Here is a 25,452-nt window from a genome sequence, read left to right on the forward strand (position 1 = left end):
TGCTTCGTCCCCTCTTAAACTCTTTCATTGGCGGATAATAAAGCTTCGAATGCTAACCAATCTTGTTCGTTGTCAATATCCAGCAGATGCTCGGGATGCTCTGCCTTCAGGCTAAGTCCACGATAATCCGGGTTTCGTAGTATTTCTCTCGCCCCTTTGTCTCCTGACAACTCTCTCAAAGACGGAAATAATGCCGAAGATACCAGCATAGGGGGCGTTAGTGCCTCTCCATTGTTATAGGCAACATAATGAAGACCGGGATCCGCCAGGAAGCTGCTGATAAGCCTGTCGATCATGGTCGATGTCACCAGCGGCTGATCAGCCAGCAAGATGACGACAGCTCCTGCTTCCTTGCGGAGCGCGGCATTCATTCCCGCACGAATCGATTGCGATAATCCTTGCTCCGCTGCTTCGTCTGAGATTTCTACGATACAATCGACAATTTTAGCGTTCTGGTACAAGCCGCCATCGTAATAAACGGATGAGCCTTCCATCCACAACGACATAAGCTGCGTTCTAGATACAATTGACAAATCATCAATACCCGAAAGACCAGCTTGTAGAAGGGCATACATCCCCAACTTACGATTACAGCCTTCTACGCTCATAAGCAGCTTCTGTCTTCCCATACGTCTGCTTAAGCCGGCTGCCAGATATAGTCCCGCGATTCGTATGCTCGAAGTTGTCATCTCCCCTCCTCCTCACGCCGATTAACTCTGCCGCTATGCTGACTGCGATTTCTTCTGGACCGTCCGCCCCAATTGCCATCCCTACCGGATAATGAACTGCCTCAGGAATATCGCCATCCGGGAACATACGCCGCGTACGTGATGCAGACCCCATGACGCCGATATATCGGGAACAGCTTTGAAGCGCTAGCTGCAGAAATTCATAGTCTCTCTGATATTGATGACTCATGATAATGACATATTCTTGACCTGTAAGCCGCAGCTCGCTTGCAAGTTCATGCGGGAACCCAAGCCGCAACTTGGCGCCTGGGAAACGGATCGGCGTTAACACCGATTCGCGAAAATCAGCGACCGTTAATTGGAATCCTGCCAGCTGAATGAGCTTTGCAACAGGTATGGCATCATCGCCGCCCCCAAATAAAACAACACGAGGCTTAATCGCAAAACGTTGATAAGAGGGTTGCCGTTCACCATCAAACAGCTCGTTTTTGTGATAGCTATACGCCGCTTTAACAGCGTACGACTGGGGTAACGACGCTTCGCCGAATTGACGGATTAACAGTGCATCGCGACCTTGTTCGTGTAGACGACTAATTTCACTTATAGCAACTGCAAGCGCTCCGGATATTGGCTCTAACAAGATACGAATATAGCCGCCGCAGCCAATCGCCTCTCCCCAAGAGAAATCATCCACAGAACGCATGTCATATTCGGCCCACTGGCATCCTCCATGTCCCAGCACGGAATCGACATAATGCTTCAGATCTGATTCCAGGCAGCCCGGACTTACTGATCCGCTGAGGCTTCCGTCCGCTTCGAGCAGCATGGACGCGCCCGCTTTCCGATAGGCATGCCCTTCCACGCTTACAATCGTTGCAAGCACCGCTTTGCCTTCAAGCGCGGCAGCCCTCCGTACAATATCCTCCGCTTCCATACTGATCCCCCCTCGAGGCAAAAACCGATCTTATGCAAGCCGCTTCAATAATCGTTCGATGGAACGATCTGCTTCTCGTAACACGATGGATTTGTCAACGGTAAGCAGTGTCTTGTTTCGCATCACCATACGACCATCGATCCATACCGTGTCCACATCGCTATAACCTGCGGAGTATACGATTCGAGAGTATGGATCCACCTCGAACGATGGGTAGGAATGAAATTCATCCAGCTCTAGCAGGATGAGATCGGCACGTTTCCCAATCTCGATACTTCCGATCTCTTGTTCGAGCCCGAGCACCTCTGCACCGCCCATCGTCGCCATTCGTAGAACGGATCTGGCATCCATAGCAGTCGGACCATGCTGCGTCTTCTGTATCAGCGCCGTCATTCGCATTTCGGAGAACATATCCAAAGTATTATTGCATGGCGCTCCGTCAGATCCGATACCAACATGCACATGTCTGCCGAGCAGATCCGGTATCTCCGCAATGCCCGAAGATAATTTTAAGTTGGAGCCTGGGCAATGGGTTACCTTTACTCCCCGTTCTCGAATTAATTGTTTCTCTGCTTCATCCAGCCAGACGCAATGCGCCAATATCAGATCCGGCGACGCCAATCCGATATGATCCAGATAAAGGACATTGCGCATCCCGCGCTCCTGCTCCACCAGCGCGATCTCGCCTCTGTTCTCGGAAGCGTGCGTATGCACCTTGACGCCATATTGTCTGGAAAGATCCCTTACTCCAACTAGCAGTTCTTCTGTGCAAGATACTACAAACCGAGGGCAGAATGCGTACTGTATACGTCCGTCTGATTTGCCATGCCACTTCTCAAGCAGGTCGACGCTATCCTGGAGCGATTGAGCGGTTTTTTCTTGCAGAGCAAGCGGTACCTCGTTGCCGTAATCCATCATGACCTTGCCTGACAAAGCGCGAATCCCGCTGCTTTCAATCGCCCTGAATGCCGAGTCGGTGTGATGCACCGTTTCCATGTCCAGAATGGTAGTCGTTCCGCTTCGAATCAGCTCGCCAATGCCGAGCATCGCAGAATAATACACGGAATCCTCATCATGCGCTGCTTCGAGCGGCCATACTTTCTCCTTTAACCAATCCAACAGCTCGAGATCGTCCGCTCTCCCCCTGAACAATGTCTGGCAGAGGTGAATATGCGTTTGTATAAAGCCGGGAAGGAGGATCTTGCCTTTTGCGTCAATAACCGTATCCGCTTGCTCCTCAATGACCGCAGCGATTCTCGTAATCCTGCTGCCTTCGATCAGCACGTCTCCGGTCAGCACCTGACCCACTGCATCCATGGTGATGATTTGCGCGCCTTTAATGAGTGTTTTTGCCATGCAAATCCCTTCTCTCTGCTTGCTTCTGCAACGTCAGACTACTCGCTAACTGCCTCTGTACGTGCTATATCCTCCTGGCGATAATAAGAGAGGCACATGATAGTGACCGGCGGCATCCTCTACTTTGAACACAATGGGAATATCGCTCCAGATACTTTGTTTCGAGGTGTATCTCGTTTGTCTGGTCATATATTTGCCGGCCTTGAAGGAAATTTCATACATTCCCTCCACCATTTCCGCACCTTCAAGCAGTGGTCTGTCTACCCTGCCATCCTTGTTCGTTGCCGACACCGCTATCAGCTCTGTTGTATCACCAACCATTCGATAGAGCATAATCTCCATCCCCTGAGCAGGTTCACCAAGCACGGTATCCAGCACATGGGTCGTAATTCGACCACCGAGTCGTTCCTCATTCGACATGCGACAACCTCCCTCTTACCATTACTTCTATCCGTCCTTTGCCCTCTCCATATCCCTGTTCTCTATCTATTTATCTCTCTATTTTTTGGTTTTCGTTTCAACTTGCTTGCAGCTCCAAATGTTCCATGCGGAATGCTGCAATCTTCATGACTTCCTGCAAAGCACGGCTCCGCTCTTCTTCCTCCGAGTTCTTCATCCGCGTTTGCATAGAATCAGCGATCATATCGGAGGTCAACCCTCGAACCGCGATAATAAATGGAAATCCGAATCGATCGCGATACTTCGCGTTCAGTTGACCCAAAATATAGGCTTCATCTCGATCAAGCCGATCTAGTCCCGCTCCGCGTTGCTCGCTGACCGATTCCTCCGTCATCACGATTTTGGCCCCCAACTCCGGGTGAGCTCTCAGCAATGCGAGTTGCTTCTCTTCATCGGCATTCCTTACAATCTCGGACATTCGTTCAAGAAGCTCGTTTCTTGAGGCGAACGGCCTGTAGCCCCAAGCTTCTTCTGCAATCCATGGCGAATGCTCGAATATCGAGCCAAACTTTGCGGCGAAAGCCGCTTTACCATCCAAGTTAGATACTGCAATCAATGCATCCATCTTCATTCCTCCTTGTTGACTTCGTATCCCTCGTTTGCTAATGCCGATTCCAAAGCAACTAACCATTCGAGGACATCATCGCGACTGCGCCTTAATCCATCCTGCAGCTCGAACACTAATAGCGGTATGGACTGAGCACTTGGTCGGTAGCTATGGCATGTCATCCCGTATTCCGTACGACATCGTTCTTGCAGCTTTTGCGCTTCGACTCCTGCCGGTATTTCGATGCAGATTACTGAAGGCAACCGGCTGCTCTGCTGTCCATATAACCGAATACCAATTTCGTTCAAAGCCGCTTCTATCGAAACGACATTACCTTTTCGAATGGCATAGATTTCATTTAGCTCTTGATCCTTGAGGCTGGTTCGACCTAACCGATTGCAGATAAACCCTGGCAACTTTAGCGTATCGACCATCAAGACAAGATCTTCTGCGTCTATCCTTGACTCAATCGTTCCACAAATTCTGGCTGCGACTTGTTCATTAATGGCCAGCGGTTGTTCCTTTCCTGATTGCTCGCTCGCAGTTCCCGTTAGAATCGCGTCTACATACCATTCGTCAGCATGGATCGGTACAATGCCGCTCGTCGCCGATACATCCACTAGGAACAGAATGTCCAGCTCGAGACATACGCGCCCAAGCTTGTAAAGCGGCTGAAGCTGACCGATGCGGGAATCGCCATGAGCGATTAACAGGACGGATGGTTTCCTTTGGCGGAGCTCTGCGATAATCGTCTCCTGATCGAACACTTCGCCAAATTTCTGTTCCAAAGTCATCACATCCGCACCGATCTTCTCGCAAAGATCTGCATGTCGTTCACCATCAGGCCCGAATATAGGGACAAGTACGGACTCGCTATGACGAAGCATTCTCTTCAGCAGCCACTGGACTGCATCACCACCCGCGGGAAGTTTGGGATACAGGACATCATGATCGGTTCCCCAGATGAGTCTCTGCCACTGAGTACGGGTAGTTCGGAGCTGTTTGCTCAGTCCTGCAACATCAGGTGTCTGCATGATCGCCCCTCCTTCCTGTCGCGCTCCTTCGAAAGTATATGTCATGAAACTTAACAACGTTAGTGGAATTGAAACTATCATATGACGAGACTTATGTTTTGTCATTGTACAATTTGTATAGATATAACAGAGTTGTCGGTGCATCTTATCTAAACAATTTTTCAAAACCACTTCCGAAAAGTGAGTTTATACAGTATGATGTGTTATATAATCTAACATGAGGAGCGGTTGCGATGCTGTTAAAAGATTTGATTCATATTCCCTCACTCCGAAACGCGCGGGTCGCCGCCGGTGAACAAGGTCTCCATCGCAGCGTTAGTTCGGTTAATATGATGGACGCTCCCGACATCATCCATTACTTGAAACCTGACGAGCTGTTGCTTACGACTGCATATGCGATAAAGGACCAACCAGATTCGCTCGAAGCTTTAGTGACTCATATGGCAGATGCGGGATGCGCTGGTCTCGCCATCAAAACCAAACGTTTTTTCGAGGAAATCCCAGCATCCGTTATCGATGAAGCGAATCGCCGCAACTTCCCTATCCTGGAACTGTCGCTCGAATATTCACTTGGCGAAGTGCTTAACGGAGCGTTAAGCCGCATTCTGGAGAATCGCACAGAAGAGCTGAGCTATGCGCTCGACACGCATCATACCTTTTTTAATTTGATCTTGAACGGCGAAGGTATCTCCGAAATCGTCAACAAGCTGGCCGAGTTAATCGCGTCACCGGTTGTGATATTGGGTTCGAGACTGGAGCTGATCAGCCTATCGTCTACACCGAGAACCAACATCCCCCTTCTCAATCAATGTATTGCTGAGTGGCCAACCTTCGGCGCAAAGGTTGAAGCCGGAACCTATCCCCTTGTCTCAGGCAATCAAATCTACTATGCAATGATTCAGCCCATCCCGACTTCCCCCAACCAGGGGTATATCATCGCTTTCTTGCAAGAGAAGGAGCAGAACAAATTGTATTCGCTGGCACTGGAGCAAGCGGCCAATGTGATGGGGTTCGAACTTTTGAAGTCACAAGCGGTCAAGGATCGTGCGAGGCGCTTCAAGATTGAATTTTTTACGGAATTGGTGCAGGGAGAGATTGAGTCGGAGCAAGAAATTATACATCGCGGCAAGCAGTATGGACTTTTCCCTTCCGATGCGTTAATCTGCGTCATCTGTGGCAGAGATACCGAGGAAATCGATCAAGAATCCCCCAAAGACCATGTCGCGACCGAACGTAAAGCAAGAGACATCGACAACCTCTATCATTTGATGATGAAGGAATATAGCAAACTTAATTCCGATACTGTGCTGTTCACACTTAAAGACAAATTTATTGCGCTGATCCCGTCCAAAGCATTAATCGGAACCGGCGCCGAAAGTAAAATAAAGCTGTCTCAGCAGCTTCAAGCCATTGAAGCCAGACTGTCCGCATCACAACATCATTCTTTGTCCTTCGGTATTAGCGTTCCGATCAACAAGCTTGCGGATATTCCGACTGCTTATAAACAAGCATTGGAAGCCTATCGTCTTGGTCGAAGCCATAATAAACAAAAGTTTGTGCAGTTCTATCACACCAAAGAACTTATGGATTTGTTGAAGTTGATTCCTTCCGAGGATTTGAAGGAATTTGTTGAGGATACATTCGAAGCTTGGAGCGGGATCGATGAGGGTGAACAAAGAGAATGGCGCAGAACATTAAAGGTGTTCTACGATACACATTGTCATATCGGGGAGACGGCGAAACAGCTCTACATTCACCGCAACACCGTCCTATATCGAATTAACCGAATCGAGCAGCTGACGGGAGCCCATATTCGGAACTCCGCCGACAGCCTTCGAATTCGTATGGCGTTAATGATTAAAGAGCTGATTAGCTAATCGTTTCGTCCAGCCAGCTTTGAAGCTCTTCGGAGAATTTCGAAATAAATTCGCTTTTTTTCTCTTGCTCCAAGAAGGCGGCTGCTGCTCCATTACGTGCAATCGAACAAAGCTCTGCATCCGTAAAGGATAGATGCTGGCGCAACGCCTCATATTCCATCGTCATATTCGTGCCCGAAACAGTCAAGTTATCCGTGTTAACCGTCACTTGTATACCTGCATCAAAGAAAGCGCGAAGCGGGTAGTCCTTCCAGTCCAAGCAGGCTTTGGTCTGCATATTGCTCATTGGGCACATCTCGAGCGGAATTCCGCGTTTAAGAATTAATTCGGTCACAGCTTGGTTGCCGTGAATACGTACTCCATGCCCAACTCTGGTGGCACCAAGCTTTACAACGGCAGTTTCTACGCTTTCTGCGCCAGCAGCTTCCCCTGCATGAATCGTAATCGGCAATCCCAGCTCGATAGCCAATCGAAACTCCGTCTCGTAAAGCTCCGGCGGGAACATCGCTTCGGAACCTGCCAAGTCCACCGCAACGATGCCCTGTCCATAATAACCGGAGGCGGCACGGATGACTTCCATGTTCCGTTCCTGCGAATGACCACGCAAGCAAATCACAATGCAACGTGCGATCACGCCGAATTGCGATTCGCCTGCAGCTAGTCCGCGAAGTACACTGTCAATTGTTTCTCTGACGGATAACCCCTTATCGACATGCAATTGCGGCGCATAACGAACTTCGATGTAACGACAGCCGTGCTCCGCGCTTTGCTGCACCAACTCGAAAGCCACTCGTTCAAGCGCATATTCGGTTTGCATGAAAGGCAGAACGAACGAAAACTTCTCCAAATATTGCGAGAGGCTTCCGCATTCGCCCTCTACCTGCATGTATGGAAGCAGCTGATGAGGTTCTGTTGCCGGCAGTTCGTAACCTTGTTGTTTGGCCAAGTCGATTAAGGTCTCAGGCATGACACTGCCGTCGAGATGCACGTGCAGATCGACCTTCGGCATACTCTTGATGTTGCGATTATACGTGTTCATCTCTTTCCTCTCCTTTCAGCGTATAGAATTAGTCCTTACTATATAATACCGATTAAAGGATTGTAAATATGTACGTTTAGCCATTTTCACCTTTCGTATATGACATGCAGATAACAAAAAGACGGCATCTCACAAACGGAATTCCGTTCGTTCGACACCGTCCAGGTTGACGATTGGCTGTTATCGCATCCGTTATTCGCCTTCAACGACCTCGCCTTGCCACGCTAACATACCGCCTGCGACATTCACAACATCGAAGCCTTGTGAAGCTAGATACTCGCAAACGCGACCGCTTCTCCCTCCGCTTCGGCAAATAAATATAACTTCGCCTTCGACGTCATGCACTTCGTTCGCGCGCGCTTGAAATTGTGATAAAGGGATGCTGCGAGCTTCACGAACATGTCCATCTTCCCACTCATCCGGTTCGCGAACATCGATCAAATTTAAGGATTCTCCGGCAGCAAGCTTTTCTTGAAGCTCGCCGGTTGTCATCTCACGGTACATAGATGTTCAACACCTTTCACATAAAAATTACACGTTCTATGCATTGTAACGCGATAGAGCCTTACATGTCCAATCCTTAAATCGAATTCTCCCTATCGTCTGTTATTCGAACGACTTTTGGCCGCAAGCAGTCGATTGACCGTCCCCTCTTCCTTACCTGGAACCGGTTCATGATTATTCGCCTTGTCACTTTTGTTTGGCTGAGCACTTTCCTTCATTGGCGACATATTCGAAGGAACACGCCGCTGTTCCTTGTCATTAAGAATGTTCGAGCGATGAGTTCCTTCCTCTACATGACGTTCAGCAGACTGAACTCGCGTTTGTCCGCCTTGTTTCGCTCGTTGCGAATCATAAAAGTCGGTTCGGGATGCAGCAGCATGCTTGAGTCGTGATAAGGCGCCCTCCGCCTTAGGCACGTCAACTCGAGCAGGTCTACTCATGCCCCCTACTCTCATACCGCTAATCATTTTTCCGAGTAGTCGCGTCCATGGAATGGACAACCGGCGAACCGCTATATCCATGATCCACAATAGCAGAATCGTGACCAACAGCTCTCTCGTCCAGTCGTAAAGCTCACGCGTCTCGATCCGCTCGCCACGAAAACTCAGCATAACATCTTCCAATCGTAGTTCTCGTCCACCTGTGATGGATGCAATACGGGATAAGGTTCGCTCCCCTTCTCCACTTTCGATTCGATATTCGGGAGAATAAGGGATCACAATCCCGCTCGTCTGTCCGCCTTCAGCTGTCAAGCTTCCGTCATTGCTGCGCACTCCAATTCTCGCCAAGTACGCGCCTGGTTCGAAGCTGCCAATCTCCGCTTCATAACGACCGGGAGCCACCGGCATTAACGCCAGTGGAGCCTTGTCTGGGTCTGACTCTGTTCCTTCGATTGTCACACCTATTTTCGAGATCCCAGTTCCGGTTTCATTACCGGTCTCGACGGTCAGCAGTCCTTTGCCGCCGCTATCGGAAACTTTAATCTGATAAGGTGCGTGATCGAATTGCGGGAAGGTCCACTTCACCCACTCTGCGAATACGCTTGGGAACGAAGACCACTGGATCCAGTCGGACGACCACTTTCCGCTTACATCACTCGTCCATGCAACCGTTCGCCCCGAACCGTATTGCCATCTGGCCAGCAAGGGATCACCATCAGGCGACCACAGTCCAACCTCCGCCAGCTCCTTCGATGTCGTTGCAATATACGCTTGTACGGGAGGCACTCCGTCCTTCCATAATGAAGACCAATTGCCTGCGCCACCGATTGCGGGGACAAACTCGCCATCTACGATATATGTTCTAGACATCAATACGGTCTCTCGGCTAAAGATGGCGGGCAGCGTGCTTTGATCTCTCGTGAAATAGTATCGTCCCTTCGCTGCATCCGCCAGCTGCTTGAGCAGTACTTGATCCGCGCCGTCGCCAACTGCTACAGTGGACAACGTCATTTGATTGTCGTTCATCGCATCTGTAATCACCGAGTAAGGTTTAGTCGTGCCAGATTGACCGTCTGTCAACAAAATCATATGTTTGCGTTCTGCCTCAAGCTTGAGCAATCCCTGGTAACCTGCTTCTAGAGCGGTGTAGATCTCAGTGCCGCCTTCCGGTTGAATGCCCTGGATGCTCTCAATCACTGAAGCGCGATCACTAAGCTTTGTCGGCTCCACAACCCACCACGGAGCAGAGTCGAAGGCCACTACGCCTACTGTGTCTTCATCCCTCATTAGCTCAACGGTTCGTATGGCCGCTTCTTTCGCCAGCTCCAGCTTACCATCCGACATACTCCCTGATCGGTCGATGACAAGTACGAGTCCAAGTGAAGGCAGTTTTTTGCGACCTTTAAGATCCATATACACAGGAAGCGCCTCTTCGACAGGAGACTGAAAGTATCCGCCAAGACCAAAAGATTGATCGCCGCCGAGCATCATCAGACCTACGCCATAATCAGACACAGCTTTCCCCAGCCAATCCATGGGCAGCTTGGCGATTCGTGTTGCGGGAACATTATTCAGAATAATGCTATCGTAAGCTGCGTATTCCGCTAGCTCCTGCGACAACTGCTCAGGAGCTATCGTTTCATAACCGATCAACGATGAAGTAAGCGCAGACTCCAAGTTTGATGAAGAACCCGGTTCTCCTTCGACCAGCAGCACTTTGGGCGGACCGCTCACGCGACTGAACGCGAATGCGCTATTATTGGCTTGCCTCTCGTCGCCTTGCACATGCACTTCAGCGCGGAATCGATGAAAGCCGGGTTCAAGCGCTGTGCTCTGCATTAGAAAGTGATTTTTGCCCTTTTCTAATTGTACGAGGCTTACGCTCAACTGTTGATCATTTTGATAGATACGAAGCTCTCCTTCTCCTGCGAAGGTGCTTTCGATCGAGATTTCAAATCCAAACGTTTCACCTTGCTTCAGTGAGGTTGGTACGTTCAGACTCTCGAAAGCCGCATCACGAGCCAATTCGGATACCAGATTCACGACATCAACAACGATCCCTCTGTCCTTCAGCATTCTTGCGGCGCGAACTCCGTCACCGCTGTTTTCCGATCCGTCGGAGAGGAGAACAATTCGTCCGCCTCCCTGATCGCTTAATAAGGCCCCGCCGAGCTGAAGACCTTTGGCTATATCCGTATACCCGGATTTGAGACCCGTTACGAAATGGTAGGCATCTCCCTCGGGCAAATGATCTTGTGTCAATCCGCGGTCGACAACCGCGTGTTCGCCGAAAGAGACAATTCCGCCATGATCTTCATGATCTTTGGTCAACCAGGCATCAGCAATCCATTGTCCGATCCGCTCATCCTCATTCATACTGGCGGATCTATCGGCAACAAACACGACATTACGGTTCTCGTGTAATCGATACGGCTGTACTTGAGCCAGCAGTACAACGACCAATAACATAATCAATGAGCGGATCGAAATCGCCATAACTCTGCGCGAACCCGTTAAACGGGTCGTTGTACGAAACATCCCATACATATACACAACCAGCGGAATCAGGAGAAGCAGCACCCATCCGTACTTAACTGATATGCCCACGACGGTACACCTCCCATTCCGCGAGCATGACAACGAGCAACATCGCCAACGCTAACGCGACCATAGAATAAGGCTCCATCGATCGCTTGTTCTGAAGATCGCTTGTTGATTCGGCTTCGCCTATGCTTCCTGCAGTAAGCTTCAACCGCTCATCCGCCAAACGTATCGCTTCCAGCTCCGCAAGATCTGGCGAAACGGCAAGCAGCCTGGCTGCAATTATTTCTCCAGCAGCGCTCCGTTCCTCCAGCCGATACAGACCCGGTAAAGCAGGCAAACGCGTTAGTTCTCCGATCTGCTCCCATGCAAGAGGGACAGCAGCAGCATCTCGCTCTATACCGTTTCGGGTCGCCCCCTCCACCAGCTTCCATTCTGCCTGCTCAGTCTCCGATTGTAAGGCAATCTGCATGGTCTCGCCTGCGACTCCTACGCCAAGCTGCGGCATTACACTGTTGTTCATCCATTCAGAAGCTTGCACGATAAGAACAGGAAACTCCGGGCGAAGCGGCAGATCGGTGTCCTGCAGACTGAAAGTGAAGCGTAAGACAGGTTGTCCCGCCAAAGTTCCTGCATATATCGCCGGGTAGCCGCCATAACGCAGAATGGGATCTCCCCATGCAACCGAAGATTCTTCGGGCGTAAACAGTCTGCCAATATGGGTATCCTGAAGCGTCAAATAGGAGACGACGGGATGCTCTTCCTTTTTTACTTCCGCAGTCGAAGGCACAACGCTTCGAGGATCTCCTTCAACGGGATGATCGATAATCCAGAGCGGCATCTCCTTCAGCCACTCCGACCATCCTTCCTTGACTTGCAATTTCTCGTAATAGCCATCGACGACGACATATTGGATCCCCTTAGCGAGTTCGCCAGCCGGAGGCGGCAGCTCAGGGCTGCTTTTTACAACTTCAACGCCTGCGAGCAATAAGGCCTTCTCTAGGAACATGTTTCCATCCGTTACAAGGAGTGCCTTGCCCGTCAACTTCTGCTGCGGGAATTGATAGGCGAAGTTGTCTGCCGCAATCCCATCCGGCTCACCTCTAAGTACAGCTTTGTAATACGCCGCAGGCGGAAGTTGACCGGACTCGACGTTTTGCCATCCTTCGGCTTCTGACTCCAAGGACAGCTCCGTGCGGAATACTTCGTCGCCGTTGTCGGAATAACCAAACAGATCAATGCCATACGTCCGCATGCGCAAACTGTCGTTGCGTACCGTTATGGATGCGAATTGATAACCAGGAGATTGACTGTCTTCTCGTAATCCTAACCCCAGAATTGAACCGTTCTCGAACATTGTATCCGATGCAGCTGGTGAAGCAGATTCTGTCGCAGGGGTCCATTGCTCCGCAGTCGTGCCAAGACGGATCGCTGTCGCCTCCCCGCCGTCCAACCATTCGCCATCTGTCAGAATGTAAGTCATGCCATCCTTCTCATTGCCATGTAACGAATCTGCGAACGATAATGCCGCCGCATTATCCGACCGACCATAATAAGGGGTAATCGCGTTCAATTGTTCCCGCAGCTTGGCATGATCACGTTCGCTGGAGGCGATCACCTCCGGCTCTTGGCCGGTCACAACGACGGAGATCGGCCTGTCCGAAGGCTGCTGATCAAGCCACAATGTGGCAGATTGAATGACTGATTCCAAACGAGATTGCCGCTCGGACCCGCTAGAAGAGACAAGTGCACTCATACTTCCGGAGCGGTCGATCATCAGTACGGCATGACCTTCTGCAATCGCGGGACCGAATCGTACCGGTTGCATGAGGGCGATAACGGCAATTAGAGCGGCAAGCAATTGCAGGAGCAATAACAATCTGCCCCGCAGCTTCTGCCATGGTCTGTTGGCTTCTTGCTCCTTGAGGAGGCGGTTCCAGAGGAGATGGCTCGGCACAAGCGTATCGGTATATTTTTTCTTGAGTATGTACATCAGTGCGATCACGGGTAATGCCGCCGCGAACCACGCGGATGCTGCCGACAGGAATTGCATCCTCTCTGCCCTCCTTCCTCTTATGGGATATGCTCTCTTCGAATGTCAGATCTTCATGTTAGTGTCGCAGTGTGTTCGGAATTGTAGTCAGCATAGCAACGGCGTCTGACAAAGAACGGGATGTATCGATAAACACATAAGGGATGCCGCGATTTGCACAAATAGTCCGAAGCTCTTCCCTGTAGGACGCCAAGGCTTCACGATATGCCCTTAGACTGCCCGCAGATAAAGCGACTTCTTTGCCCGTACCAATCTCTGCATCGACGAGTCGGAGCTCACCATCCATGCGAGGTTCTATTTCTTCCGGCGATAATAGCTGGACGAATACAACATGTTGTCCTGCAGACTTCAACGCTAGCAACGTCTCTGCTATCCCCTGTTCATACCAGCCGTCCGTGAATACCCAGCTGACACCACCTCGCCTCGGCAATCGCCCCGGAGACCGGAAAGCTGCTGATAGATCCGTAATGGCGGGTTCGTCGTTAGAGATTGTAGTTTCATCCGCTGACACTTGCGAATTGGGCCGTTGCAGAGCCAAATATTGAAAGAGCGGCAATGATGAAGCTCTGCCACCTGCTAAACGAATGCCTTCGTCCATCATGGATCCGTTGAATGAACGGACCGCAAGACGATCACCTCCGCATAACGCCGCATATCCGACCGCGGCAGCAAGCCGCAGCGCACTCGTCAGCTTGTTTCCATGCTCTCCGCCAAAGTCGGCCATCGAACGGGATACGTCTATATAAAGAGACACATACAGCTCTTGCTCGTCCCAATATTGACGAAGATAGGGCTTACCCGTTCGACCATAAACATTCCAATCAATCCGCCTGACATCATCGCCTGGCGCATAAGGTCTATAATCTGCGAACTCTTGCGAGCCGCCAAGCGAAGTGGAGCGGCGTTTGCCCGCCAGCGTCCCCTTCACACGGCTTCCGCCAACCAAGCTCATTCGTTCGAGCTTCGCAAGCAGTCCTGCATCGGGAAACAAATAAATGAAAGAATCATTACTTAAACTGCCGCTGCTGTTAGTTTGCTGCGGACCTTTCATCGATTCGCCTCAATGACCCGTAAGATCGACATCGTCATGGCATCCGTATCCATCCCTAGCGCCTGAGCTTCGTAGCTAAGTACGATACGATGTCTAAGAACAGGGATCGCTGCATCCCGTATATCTCCCCATGACACATGCAATCGTCCGCTTGCTAACGCTTTGACTTTGGCCACGGATACAAGCGCTTGAAGCGCGCGGGGGCCAGCACCGAATCTGACATAACGTTTGATCTCCTCAGGAGAGTCCCCTTCGCCAGGATGGGTCATCATGACCAGCTTCACTGCGGCATCGAGTAAATCGTCGGCGATTAGCAGCGCCTTGGCTGCGGCTTGCAATTCAAGAAGCTCCGATCCAGTTAATACGGTCCCTGCTCTCGGTTGCTCTAGCGACGTCGTCCGACGCACAATTTCCTTTAGGTCATCTCGTGTTGGGTAATCCACTGCGATCTTTAGCAAAAAACGGTCTAGCTGTGCTTCTGGTAGCGGGTACGTACCTTCTTGTTCAATCGGATTCTGTGTAGCCAGAACAAAGAAGGGACGAGGCAGCTTATGTGTTTCTCCGCCTGCCGTAACTGTGCCCTCTTGCATGGCCTCAAGCAAAGCGCTTTGCGTCTTGGGCGTCGCACGGTTAATCTCGTCCGCCAATACGAGGTTGCCGAATATCGGCCCAGGCTGGAACCGCTGCTTCGCTCCTCCTTGCGCTCCGAAATCTATAAGCGTTGTACCTGTAATGTCTGACGGCATCAGATCCGGTGTGAACTGGATGCGGGAAAATTGCAAATCCACTGCATCGGCTACAGTACGGACCAGCATTGTTTTGCCGAGACCGGGGATCCCCTCCAGCAAGGCATGCCCACCGGAGATTAAACACCAAAACAGCTGGTCGACAACCGTTTTCTGTCCGACAATAACTTTGCCTACTTCTTCTCTTAACGCTGCGATCCGTTCGGCCGCGGCAGCCAGTTGCTCTTTCGACTCTATCATCATATCCTCCCTCGCATCGCCACCGTCAGTCCGGTTGTATTTGATCAAAATATTGTTTGACCTTCTCTTGCATACTCGCCGGCAATTGAGAACGTTCAAGCGATCGTCTGGCCTCCGTCGCATAATCGTTATACACTTCCGAGTATGGTCTGGTCGTGCCATCAATCATTGGCGACTTGCCGCCGGTCTGCGTTTGGCCGCCTGTAGATGGACCGCCATCGTGTTCAACTTGCCCCTCACCTTGCAGATTTCTTGGTGTCGTAATAAGTTCTCGACCACCCACACCATGCCCTGCTCCGCTTCCACCTTGACCAGCACCGCCTCCGCTGCCCTGCCCGGCACCGCTTCCGCTGCCTTGCCCGGCGCCGCTTCCGCTGCCTTGCCCGGCGCCGCTTCCGCTGCCCTGCCCGGCGCCGCTTCCGCTGCCCTGACCGGCGCCGCTTCCGCTGCCCTGCCCGGCGCCGCTTCCGCTGCTTTGACCGGCGCCGCTTCCGCTGCCCTGCCCGGCGCCGCTCGCGCCGCCTTGCCCAGCGGCGCCTCCACTGCCGCCCGCCCATGACGGCGGCACTGCTCCGCCTTGCGCGGCAAGCTGCTCCGCGAGCTGCTGCCCGCTCCGCGCAAGCTCGCCCGCAGCCGAGCGGGCCAGCGCCGCAAGCTCGCCCTGCGTCAGCCCGCGGGCGAGCGCTTCTTCCAGGGCGGCGAGGCCATCGCCGCCCTCGGAATCGGCGGCGCCGGCGCCTGCCGCCGATTCACCGGCGGCGCGCGCTTGCTGCGCCGCCTGCTCCAGCGCCGCCGCGAGCTCGCCGGCGGCGCCTTCCTGCGGCTGCTGCTCGGCCAGCCGCTCCAAGGCTTGCGCCAGCGCTTCGCGCTCCGCTGGCGTCAGCTCCCGCAGGCGCGAGCGGAGCTCGTCGATCGCGCCTGCGAGGGCTTCGGCGCTGCGGGCTTGCACCGCTTCGCCAAGCGGCTTAAGCTCGCGCTGCTCCGTCATCGCGTCCGCGGCGGCTTCCAGCCGCTGGGCGCCCGCTTCGGCTTCCTTCGCCGCGAGCTCGAGCTCTTTCATTGCCGCTTCCAGCTCTTCAAGCGCCTGCGCGGGCTGAGCGCCCGACTCTTGCAGCGCTTTGCGAAGCTCGTCTAACGGCGTTAAGAGCTCATTCTTTTGCGCTTCAGGCAGCTTCAGCTCCTCGATCTTTTGTTCAAGCTCTGCTTGTTCCTTCTCGAGCTCATCAAGCGCTGCCTTCGTCAGTGCAAGCGCTTCTGCCCGCTCGTCTAGCGGATTGGGCAATAGCAGCAAGACGGTAATCACCAGCCATGCTGCAATCGAACCAAATATGAGTGCGCGCCATTTTTTCCAAGATGGCCATGGCATCGTTCGGCTCAGATCTGCCGTATACCGTCTCGCAAGCTCCGTGGCTTCTTCCCTTTGCAGACGAACAATCGCTGGATGAGAAGCAGTACCGGCATTCGCTCCACGTGGAGTCAGTCCGTCAAGCGCAGTCATGATTGCATCCTGAGGTTCGCCGCGATCCATCACCTTCGCGGCAGTCGTCACACTCGCTCGTCGCAACAGCCCCAAAATCAACCCAACAACTAGCCCTGCTGCCACTGCCGCAATAAACAGTGGCTTCGAATAAAGGAGCGGCCATATCCGACTGGCGACAAGTACGATAACGCCTAAGATACTGCCTCCGAGCAGTCCATTCAAGACCATTCGCGACAAACTGAACAATGACAGCCGAAGCCGGACCTTGTTGATATCCAGCAACAGTGGTTCCTTATTCATCTAACTCCCTCCTTTCTCAGCAGGTTACAATCATTGTATGTGTGCGATTTCAAGCTTCTCTTAGCGCCCTTCCACCCAAGCTATCCCCGTCTTCGTCCACCTAACTTCGGTCTTAGGTTTCGTATCGCCAGCCAGCATACGAGGATGGTGATGATTCCGTACACGATCATAAATTCCTGCCATAGCGCCATCGGTGCCCCTTTGGTCACTCCACCGCCCCAACCTATCGTGAATACTTGATCAGAGATTTGAGGGTCCAGAATACTATATAAAGCCCCTGCAGGATTTAATGCGATAATATGACCGACCCATGTATCAGATTGGGTAACTGCCCCGGTCCCCCGGTTGTTATAGACGGTTTCTTGCATAATATTCTGCGCGACAAAAAAGATAATGGCCGTCCCAACGAACATAAACAGCGTCACGCCATACGTTACAATGACCGAAATCATGGTTCGCTTCAGCAGAGTAGAAAACAAGACGCCGATCGAACCGAGCAGCAGCATCATATATACATAAAATACAAACACAAGCACTAGCTGCTTTGGTGATACACCGCCGTAAAGGAACATCATACTGTAGACGGGAATCGTCGCGAATACAATGATTAGCATAAAGCTGAGTGACGACACCAGCTTGCTCAGTATGATGGTGGAGGAGCTCTGCTGTGTAGTCAGAAGCAGGTTCAGCGTCTGCTTCTCGCGCTCCCCGCTAATAACACCGGCCGTTAAGCCAGGAGCCATAAAGGCGATCAATCCTAATTGCGCCATGCTGAGAAAATAAAACAACACTTTGCTTTGCTCAGGATCGAAGGCAGCGCCTCTCCCCGACATCCCTTGTGTCAAATAAATCGCGCTAAGCGATAACAGGCTAAGGGCAAATAGGTAGAAAAATAATGTCCACATCGCGCGAGGCGTCCGCATCCGAAGACGGAATTCTTTGTCTAGCACTGGATTGATGAGGCGATTGCGCCAAGGTGTTTTGCCGCTGCGTGCCGCCGCTTGCTCATTCATCTGCGGAGCCTCCTTTCGTTATTTCCAAGAATACATCTTCCAGATTCGTCTGTGCCTCACTGAAGGATATAATGCGGAAGCCTGAAGCCATTAGCCTTGCAAGCAGCTCCGCCTGATCATTATCATCGCCGCCGTAATGCACCTGAATTCCGTGATCATCGCTTAGTAGTCGATTGACATGCGGTTGCTCCTGCAAATAAGCTTCCGCCTCAGCTTGACGGTCGAGGAGCCTAATATGCAGAAACCGCTTAACACGCAATCTGTTCTGGATATCAGCTACGTTGCCTACCGCCACCATCTGTCCATGTTCAATAACGCCTATTTCGTCGACCATCTCGGCCAGCTCGGGCAAAATATGCGAAGATATAATGATCGTTTTGCCCATCGACTTGAGTTCCTTTAATATCTCTCTCATCTCGATACGCGCTCGTGGATCTAATCCGGATGCCGGCTCATCGAGAATAAGCAGATCCGGATCATGCACGAGGCATCTCGCCAGACATAACCGTTGCTTCATTCCGCGAGACAAGCTGTCTACATATGCATCACGTTTATCCGTCAAATTAACCAGCTCAAGCAGCTGAGGGATCAATACTTCACGCTCTGCTTTCGGAATACCATAACTTGCGCCATAGAAATGCAAATATTCGATTGCTTTGAATTGATCATATACACCGAAGAAATCCGGCATGTAGCCGATCCGTTTGCGAACCTCATGCGGATGCTTCGTCACGTCGAACCCATCTACCTTGGCTACGCCTGCACTAGGGGCCAGCAGCGTGGCCAGGATGGACATCGTTGTTGATTTACCTGCACCGTTGGGTCCGACGAAGCCGAATACGGAACCTCTCTTAATCGTTAAATCAATACCCTTCAAGGCATGGAATTGACCAAACGATTTCGCCAGACCACGAATTTCGATCATCGGCGTTTCACTTGCCAACTCAGCAGCATTCAATGATGGTTCAAGGTTGTGGTCATGCTCGAAGGCAACTTGTTCTTCTTTCATGGCTGCAGCACCTCTCCTTCTAGCGTCACCTGAGGCAAAGTTACCATGCCTTCTCCAGTACTTTCCAGCTTCATGCGAATCGATTGTGAGGAGGTCAAATAAATCGTCGGCGCTCCTAGCTGACCAATCTGAAGGCCATCCCAGCGCTCTGATTCACTATTCCAGATGCTCCACGTCATTCCGGGTCCACCATTGCCATTCAGAAACGCTACATCGATTTTGTCGAAGGCGATGTTATAACCGTTAGGCACCATATACTCCAGTTCCATCTCGCCTGTACCAATCTGCATGCTCCCATCCCCGTAAGTGGAGTAATTCTTGAAGGTAGTGGACAATACGATCGGCATCATCGCATAAGGCGGCACGGTGATCCGGTTTCCAGTCTGCTCCAGCGCAGAAAGCTCTTGAATCCACATCCTTAAATTATCTGACTGGATCCCGCTTCCATTAACCTTATAGCGACTCTCATGATCCGTACTGAAGCCAATGACGACAGGTTTTACCGGAAACGTCGTTCCGTTATACCTGCCAAAGTACGATTCAATGAGCTGACGTTCCCTTTGATATTCATCATGTTGTGCGTTATTCGAATAAGGGAACACAGAGCCTCCATAATTATAATAAGAGAATCCTCCAAGAGACTGCGCAGGCTGGACGATATCTCCGCTCTCCCCTGCCAACAAATCACCTATCTTAACGGCTTGACCCTGTACCAAATAATGAACATGCGCAAGGTCGACAGGCGTGTTATTAGTGACCGTTAATTTCGTGCCTCCGGCATCTTCATGAAACTCGACGTCCAAAGTACCTGTCTCTTCAGACGCAGCTACTTTTCGGTCAAATAATAACTTTCTCGTAGACCAATACGGAACTGATTTCCAACGCACTTTCGTTTCGCTCAAACCACTCGTTAATTGGTTATAACCATTTCCATTTAAGCCATTGCTCATGTCATTTGACCCGATCATACGGATCGGCTTAGCTTCATCGAAGTCGGCTGTCACCGTGCCACCGGTTGGTGTGAAAACGGCCGTTCCACCTGTAATGACCGCATGTCCATCACTTGATAATTCAACAAGCTCAATTGAATGGGTAATGACATTCCTTTTGTCTCCCGCCCCGATCATAAACACGGTAATCCCCATCACAATCGATAATGCCGGAATGAGCCACCATGCCCACTCTCTACGGTCAAGCTTCGAGAGGGTAATATACAAAATTGGTGCGATAATTAAGATGTATATCGCTAACATAACAATCATGAGAAAAAACGATGGCTTCTTAATCGAAGGGAAATAATCAAGAATTTGATTTAACTGCCATTGCATGTCCATATAACCATTATAATTAGGACCCCCGTTAAATTGCTGCAAGGGAGTCAGCGATGAGCTGAGCAGCTTCGCCCACAACATCGCGCTGCCCGACCAAGATGCCATCGGCTCAAGCGATGGATCAAAGGCTGAATAAAGAACATGTCCGAATCCCTGTTCGGCTATAATGGCTAACGGTATATCACCTTCGACAGCTATAGCCGAACCACGCCTAGCTTCGCCGATAGAGACTGTCAACCCATTAGGCATCGTTAGCTCCTCGCCTGTAGCAGCTATAAGCGATGCAGCACTGTCAAGTTGCACCGTTCCGGTTGGTACAATCGGTGAAAGCTCCTCGAAGGCTGCTGCAGTCGCCTCGTATCCTGCCCCGCCAGACAACACTAGCGTGCCGCCGCGCGTTACCCAGTCCCTGATTGCTGTGACGCGAGCTTGGCTCCAATCAGATGTTGACGTATCATTAATGACCAAGGTGTCGAAGGTATCGAGCAGCGAGCTCACATCTGGTAATTCCTCCGGACGCAGGAGCGTAACATTAATATCATAGCCTCTCTGATTCAGCTGAGGCATGAAGTTAAAGGTATCAGGATCTCGCGACACAACGCCAATCATATAACTGAGTGTGTTACGAGAATCCAGATAACCTCTACCCTCCAGTGTGATTTCCTTTTTGCCGCTCTGATAACCGCCTTCATAGAAGGCGATTCGGTTGGAATCCTTATTAAGTATTACGCCAGGGACTCCGATCGTGACGTCAACTGGTGAGCCAGGCGGCAGCTCGACAGGTACAACTGCATCAGTCGTTCCATTATTTGCATTTATGTAACTTAATACGATGTCGCCTTTTAATGCCTTGTCCGTTTCGTTTGTCAATGTAAGTCGAGCGGGATACCAGCGCCCTTCCTTGAACATGCCTTGAAACCCGACGTTCGCTTGCAGGTCGATGGTTGCCTCGTCCCCTTCCGCTTTCGCGAACAAGGTCGGCCAGACCAGGACCAAGGCACATACAGCGATTAATGTTTTCGCAATCCACAACTTTTGACCGGTAAGTCCTCTCTTCACACTTTTACCCCTCTTTCTATTCATCCCAAGATTATACGAATGTACGAATGACTCCCTCTATTGTAACGGTAATTCATACCTGAAAGTTGCTATTTTTCCCAAAAATAAGTGAACACAACAAAAAACAGCGAACATCGAGTAACTTTCGGAGTGGATTCCGATGTTCCCCGTATTCGCTGTTTCATTCTTTCGAATCGCTGTAATGCTTTAATGATTAAAGACGTAACTCCTCTATTCGGATGTTCCGTGATTGATCTGTCGCCACTTCCACGGTTATCGTGACACGAACACCGAATTCTCGGCCTCCATGCTGCAGCCACAATCGGAACTTCTCCTCTGCCAAACCTTGCCCTGTGTCGACTCTGCCTTCATATTTGTAGTCCACAATCGAAGCACCTTCATAGGCTTTAGCTGTCTCCTGCATAGCCAGCCGCCCCCATTTGGCATAATCGGGAGCAGCGACTTGCATAATGGCAGCAGTACCGCTCAAATGCATCGCCTCGTGTTGCATGATAGATATTCCATTCGGTGATGCGGTTACCGCGTCACCTTGCGCCAAACTGATGAGTAGAAGGATGGCTTTTACCACCACATTCCCTAACAGATCGTTCCACCTCGCATTCCGCCTCAATTAGCGGGCAATCGATAGTGTCTCCTATTGGCGCAAGATATATTCATGATGAATACAAGATGGTATTATTCTGCAGTCGCTGCAGCGCCTTTTTTCGCTTTTTTGCGATTAAGCACTTCATAAACGATCGGAACGATAATGAGCGTCAGCAATGTCGAGCTAGTCAATCCACCGATAACCGTAACCGCCATTCCTTTCGAAATGAGACCGCCGGACTCGAATCCAAGCGCAAGTGGCAACAATGCGCCAACCGTTGCGATCGCAGTCATCAGGATTGGACGAAGACGGGTAACTCCCGCTTCCAGCAACGCTTCACGTACAGACAAGCCTTCGTTTTCTTTGTGGATAACCCGGTCGATCAATACGATGGCGTTGGTTACAACGATACCGATCAACATGAGGGCACCGATCATCGCTGTGGCACTGATTGTCTCGCCGGCGATCCACAATGCGACCAATCCGCCGATAATCGTGAACGGCAAGGAGAACAGAATCGTAAGCGGAGTTAGACCGCCGCCGAATGTCAATACAAGGACCAGATACACAATGGCAACCGCCGCAAGCATAGCTAGACCAAGCTGACTGAACGTTTCATTGATTTGCTCCGTTACGCCGCCCATCGAGATTTCCATGTTGCCTGGCAATTCCATCGCGTCAACGATTTCTTGAACCTCTCTCGACGCTGCTGCGACATCAGAGGATGTGACATCCGCGGACACTTCCGTATATACACGGTCGTTCAGACGCGTGATCGTGTTCGGAGACTCGCCTTCTTCGATGGTTACAACATCTTTGAGTGCAACTTCTGTACCGGCTGGTGTCATAATCATGACATTCTCCAGATCGGACAGATTATTGTAGGTCTTTGCTTCAGCTTCTACGTGAATGTCAACAGCTTCGCCATCAACATCGATCGTCGTCAATACAGGATTGCTGCGTACAGGGCTCAGAGCCATTGCAACTTGTCCTGCCGTGAGGCCATAACCGCTAAGCTTGTCACGGTCTGCAACGATGCGGTATTGCTCATACGTCTTAGCCAAGCTGGAATCGACCTTTTCCAGATTCTCATTCGCTTGCAACTTTGTAACCAGTTCATCTACGACCGGCTGCAGAGCTTTCATGTCAGGACCGAATACTTGCATCGTAATACCTGATCCGCCAAGACCGCCAGCACCAAAATCTTGTTCTTTCCACTCGCCTTGACCACCTAGCTCTTGCAACAAGGCCAAGATTTCTGCTTTTTCATCAGCCAAACCAGTGAAATCTTTTTCGTAATTCAAATTGAACAAGGCTTGTTTGGATGCGCCCGGATTCATCGGATTAGCGCCGCCGATTGCATATTGTAATACTTTAACGCCGTCTCTTTTTTCCGGAACAAGAAGCTCTTCCGCTTTAAGCGCCATCTCAACCACTTGCTCCTTCGTCTCGCCAGGAGCAGGATTGTAGGTTATAATTATCGCCTTCTGCTCGTCACCTGGCAAGAAGCTGACACCAATGACAGGGACAAGCGCGAAGCTGCCTATCAACAGAAGAACTGCACCACCAAAAGTAACTAACTTGTGATTTAGCGTCCAGTTCAACACACCTTTGTACCACAGTGCCATACGACCAGGCTTATCCTCATGCGAGTGACCGGCTTTCAGACCTTTGCGGAACATCATGTGCGCCATCATAGGAACAACCGTGATCGCAACGATCAACGATGCGGCAAGAGCGAATACGACTGTAAGAGCGAACGGCATAAATACTTCGCCAACCATGCCTGATACAAATCCAAGCGGCAAGAATACGGCAACCGTAACAATTGTCGACGCCATGATCGGTACGAACATCTCGCGAGTTGCATCTACAATAAGCGCTTTACCGCTCAGCTTCTCGCCAGTCAGCGACATCCGTCTATAGATGTTCTCGATAACGACGATGGAATCGTCGATAACCCGGCCGATTGCGACCGTGATCGCGCCAAGCGTCATAATATTGAGTGTAATATCCATTTGCTTAAGGACAAGCATCGCCATCAGAATTGATAACGGAATAGATACAACGGAAATGATGGTTGAACGAATATTGCGCAGGAACATCAAGATAATTACAACCGCTGCCAAAGCTCCGATGATGGCTTTACTAATCATCGTGTGAACGGATTCTTCGATTGGCTCGCCTTGGTCGAATGACAACTCGACAGTCAAGCCGTCTACATTCGCCTGAATGTCCTCCATCTCTTCCTTCACAAGATTAACGACTTCAACCGTATTCGCGTCTGCCGATTTCACGATACTAACGCCAATGGAATCCTTGCCGTTCGTGCGTGAGATAGATTCGGCCTTATCGGCAACGGTGATATCAGCAACGTCGCTTAGCTTGACGCCTGGAACGATTGTAAGGTTGCGCAGGTCGTCTTCGCTTACGATGTTACCATCCACCATGATAGATTTCTCAGAAGCTCCGAACTCGAAGATACCTAGCGGCACGGTTAGAGCGGAAGCTTGAATGATACCTTTGACCATGTCTTCCGTCATTCCGATATCGGCCAGAACATCACCTTTGAACGCCAATATTCCTTCTTTTACATTTTGACCGGAAATTTGTACACTCGCTACGCCTTCAAGCCCTTGCAGCTTCGGCAATATACTCTCATTAACTTGCTTCGTGAGTGCAGCCAAGTCCAGTGTGTCATTGGAGATACTCAGAGACAGCACCGGGAATGCATTGAGACTGATCCGGGAAACATCAGGCGCTTGTACACCTTCCGGGAAGCTCAGTTCGTTCAGAATACTTTTAACCTCTTGCTCTGCTTCGTCCATATTCGTCTCATAATTGTATTCGATGACGACAGACGATGCATTCTCGAACGATGTCGACGAAACATTGTTAACACCTGTCAAATTACGAGTACGTTGTTCGATCGGCTTCGTAATTTTCTCCATGATCTCTTCCGGCGCTGCGCCAGGATATACGGTCGTCACGCTGACGATCGGAATCGTAATATCCGGAATTGTCTCCATCTTCATGCTTGTTCCCGCTTGCAAGCCCGCGAACAAGATGATTAGCGTAATGATCCATAATGCAAATTTGTTGTTCAGTGAAAACTGTATGACACTTTTCAACGTATTCCACTC

Annotated in this window: 19 protein-coding genes; 1 reads left to right on the forward strand and 18 read right to left on the reverse strand. The window is 50.8% G+C overall.

The window, feature by feature from the left end:
* Positions 1–14: 14 nt before the first annotated feature.
* The 6 genes from ACX1C1_RS20575 to ACX1C1_RS20600 all read right to left on the reverse strand — a co-directional run bounded on the left by ACX1C1_RS20575 (position 15) and on the right by ACX1C1_RS20600 (position 5,019).
* The gene (locus ACX1C1_RS20575) at positions 15–689 is read right to left on the reverse strand and encodes a nucleotidyltransferase family protein (protein WP_458954027.1); all 675 of its coding nucleotides are present in this window, start codon (positions 687–689) and stop codon (positions 15–17) included.
* A complete protein-coding gene (locus tag ACX1C1_RS20580) occupies positions 589–1,623 on the reverse strand; it encodes an XdhC family protein (protein ID WP_458954028.1) in 1,035 nt (344 codons plus the stop codon). The genes ACX1C1_RS20575 and ACX1C1_RS20580 overlap by 101 nt, the downstream gene beginning before the upstream one ends.
* A gap of 30 nt (positions 1,624–1,653) precedes the next feature.
* On the reverse strand, positions 1,654–2,979 hold the full coding sequence (locus tag ACX1C1_RS20585) for a 5'-deoxyadenosine deaminase (protein WP_458954029.1): 1,326 nt from the start codon (positions 2,977–2,979) through the stop codon (positions 1,654–1,656).
* Between the two features lie 45 nt (positions 2,980–3,024).
* Positions 3,025–3,399 carry a hydroxyisourate hydrolase gene (gene uraH / locus ACX1C1_RS20590; RefSeq protein WP_458954030.1) on the reverse strand — a complete coding sequence of 125 codons (375 nt, stop codon included), beginning with the start codon at positions 3,397–3,399 and terminating at the stop codon, positions 3,025–3,027.
* Between the two features lie 97 nt (positions 3,400–3,496).
* Positions 3,497–4,003, reverse strand: a complete 507-nt coding sequence (gene uraD / locus ACX1C1_RS20595) for a 2-oxo-4-hydroxy-4-carboxy-5-ureidoimidazoline decarboxylase (RefSeq protein ID WP_458954031.1) — start codon at positions 4,001–4,003, stop codon at positions 3,497–3,499.
* Between the two features lie 2 nt (positions 4,004–4,005).
* Positions 4,006–5,019: an aminotransferase class V-fold PLP-dependent enzyme gene (locus ACX1C1_RS20600; RefSeq protein WP_458954032.1), complete on the reverse strand. Its 1,014-nt coding sequence runs from the start codon at positions 5,017–5,019 to the stop codon at positions 4,006–4,008.
* Between the two features lie 233 nt (positions 5,020–5,252).
* Here ACX1C1_RS20600 and ACX1C1_RS20605 point away from each other — a divergent pair, with 233 nt between their 5' ends.
* Positions 5,253–6,896, forward strand: a complete 1,644-nt coding sequence (locus ACX1C1_RS20605) for a PucR family transcriptional regulator (RefSeq protein WP_458954033.1) — start codon at positions 5,253–5,255, stop codon at positions 6,894–6,896.
* Here ACX1C1_RS20605 and add read toward each other — a convergent pair.
* The 12 genes from add to ACX1C1_RS20665 all read right to left on the reverse strand — a co-directional run bounded on the left by add (position 6,889) and on the right by ACX1C1_RS20665 (position 25,440).
* Positions 6,889–7,935 (reverse strand): adenosine deaminase, encoded by a 1,047-nt coding sequence (gene add, locus ACX1C1_RS20610; protein WP_458954034.1) that lies wholly within the window; start codon positions 7,933–7,935, stop codon positions 6,889–6,891. The two genes, ACX1C1_RS20605 and add, sit on opposite strands and share 8 nt — an antisense overlap.
* A 192-nt stretch (positions 7,936–8,127) precedes the next feature.
* Positions 8,128–8,439 (reverse strand): rhodanese-like domain-containing protein, encoded by a 312-nt coding sequence (locus tag ACX1C1_RS20615; RefSeq protein ID WP_458954035.1) that lies wholly within the window; start codon positions 8,437–8,439, stop codon positions 8,128–8,130.
* 92 nt (positions 8,440–8,531) lie between these two features.
* Positions 8,532–11,486 (reverse strand): VWA domain-containing protein, encoded by a 2,955-nt coding sequence (locus ACX1C1_RS20620; protein WP_458954036.1) that lies wholly within the window; start codon positions 11,484–11,486, stop codon positions 8,532–8,534.
* Entirely contained in the window at positions 11,470–13,473 is a 2,004-nt protein-coding gene (locus ACX1C1_RS20625) for a vWA domain-containing protein (RefSeq protein ID WP_458954037.1), read from the reverse strand. Before ACX1C1_RS20625 ends, ACX1C1_RS20620 begins: the two co-directional genes overlap by 17 nt.
* 58 nt (positions 13,474–13,531) lie before the next feature.
* Complete coding sequence (locus ACX1C1_RS20630) at positions 13,532–14,524, reverse strand: DUF58 domain-containing protein (protein WP_458954038.1); 993 nt, start codon at positions 14,522–14,524, stop codon at positions 13,532–13,534.
* On the reverse strand, positions 14,521–15,510 hold the full coding sequence (locus ACX1C1_RS20635) for an AAA family ATPase (protein WP_458957744.1): 990 nt from the start codon (positions 15,508–15,510) through the stop codon (positions 14,521–14,523). The genes ACX1C1_RS20630 and ACX1C1_RS20635 overlap by 4 nt, the downstream gene beginning before the upstream one ends.
* A gap of 25 nt (positions 15,511–15,535) precedes the next feature.
* Positions 15,536–17,290, reverse strand: a complete 1,755-nt coding sequence (locus ACX1C1_RS20640) for a hypothetical protein (RefSeq protein WP_458954039.1) — start codon at positions 17,288–17,290, stop codon at positions 15,536–15,538.
* 80 nt (positions 17,291–17,370) lie between these two features.
* Positions 17,371–18,303, reverse strand: a complete 933-nt coding sequence (locus ACX1C1_RS20645; RefSeq protein WP_458954040.1) for an ABC transporter permease — start codon at positions 18,301–18,303, stop codon at positions 17,371–17,373.
* Positions 18,296–19,228: an ABC transporter ATP-binding protein gene (locus ACX1C1_RS20650; RefSeq protein ID WP_458957745.1), complete on the reverse strand. Its 933-nt coding sequence runs from the start codon at positions 19,226–19,228 to the stop codon at positions 18,296–18,298. Before ACX1C1_RS20650 ends, ACX1C1_RS20645 begins: the two co-directional genes overlap by 8 nt.
* An 80-nt stretch (positions 19,229–19,308) precedes the next feature.
* Positions 19,309–21,702, reverse strand: coding sequence for a DUF7408 domain-containing protein (locus ACX1C1_RS20655; RefSeq protein WP_458954041.1), 2,394 nt, complete (start codon positions 21,700–21,702; stop codon positions 19,309–19,311).
* Between the two features lie 214 nt (positions 21,703–21,916).
* Complete coding sequence (locus tag ACX1C1_RS20660; protein ID WP_458954042.1) at positions 21,917–22,213, reverse strand: DUF3889 domain-containing protein; 297 nt, start codon at positions 22,211–22,213, stop codon at positions 21,917–21,919.
* A 185-nt stretch (positions 22,214–22,398) separates the two neighbouring features.
* Complete coding sequence (locus ACX1C1_RS20665) at positions 22,399–25,440, reverse strand: efflux RND transporter permease subunit (protein ID WP_458954043.1); 3,042 nt, start codon at positions 25,438–25,440, stop codon at positions 22,399–22,401.
* Between the last annotated feature and the right edge of the window lie 12 nt (positions 25,441–25,452).

This window comes from Paenibacillus sp. strain BS8-2 (assembly GCF_054483835.1).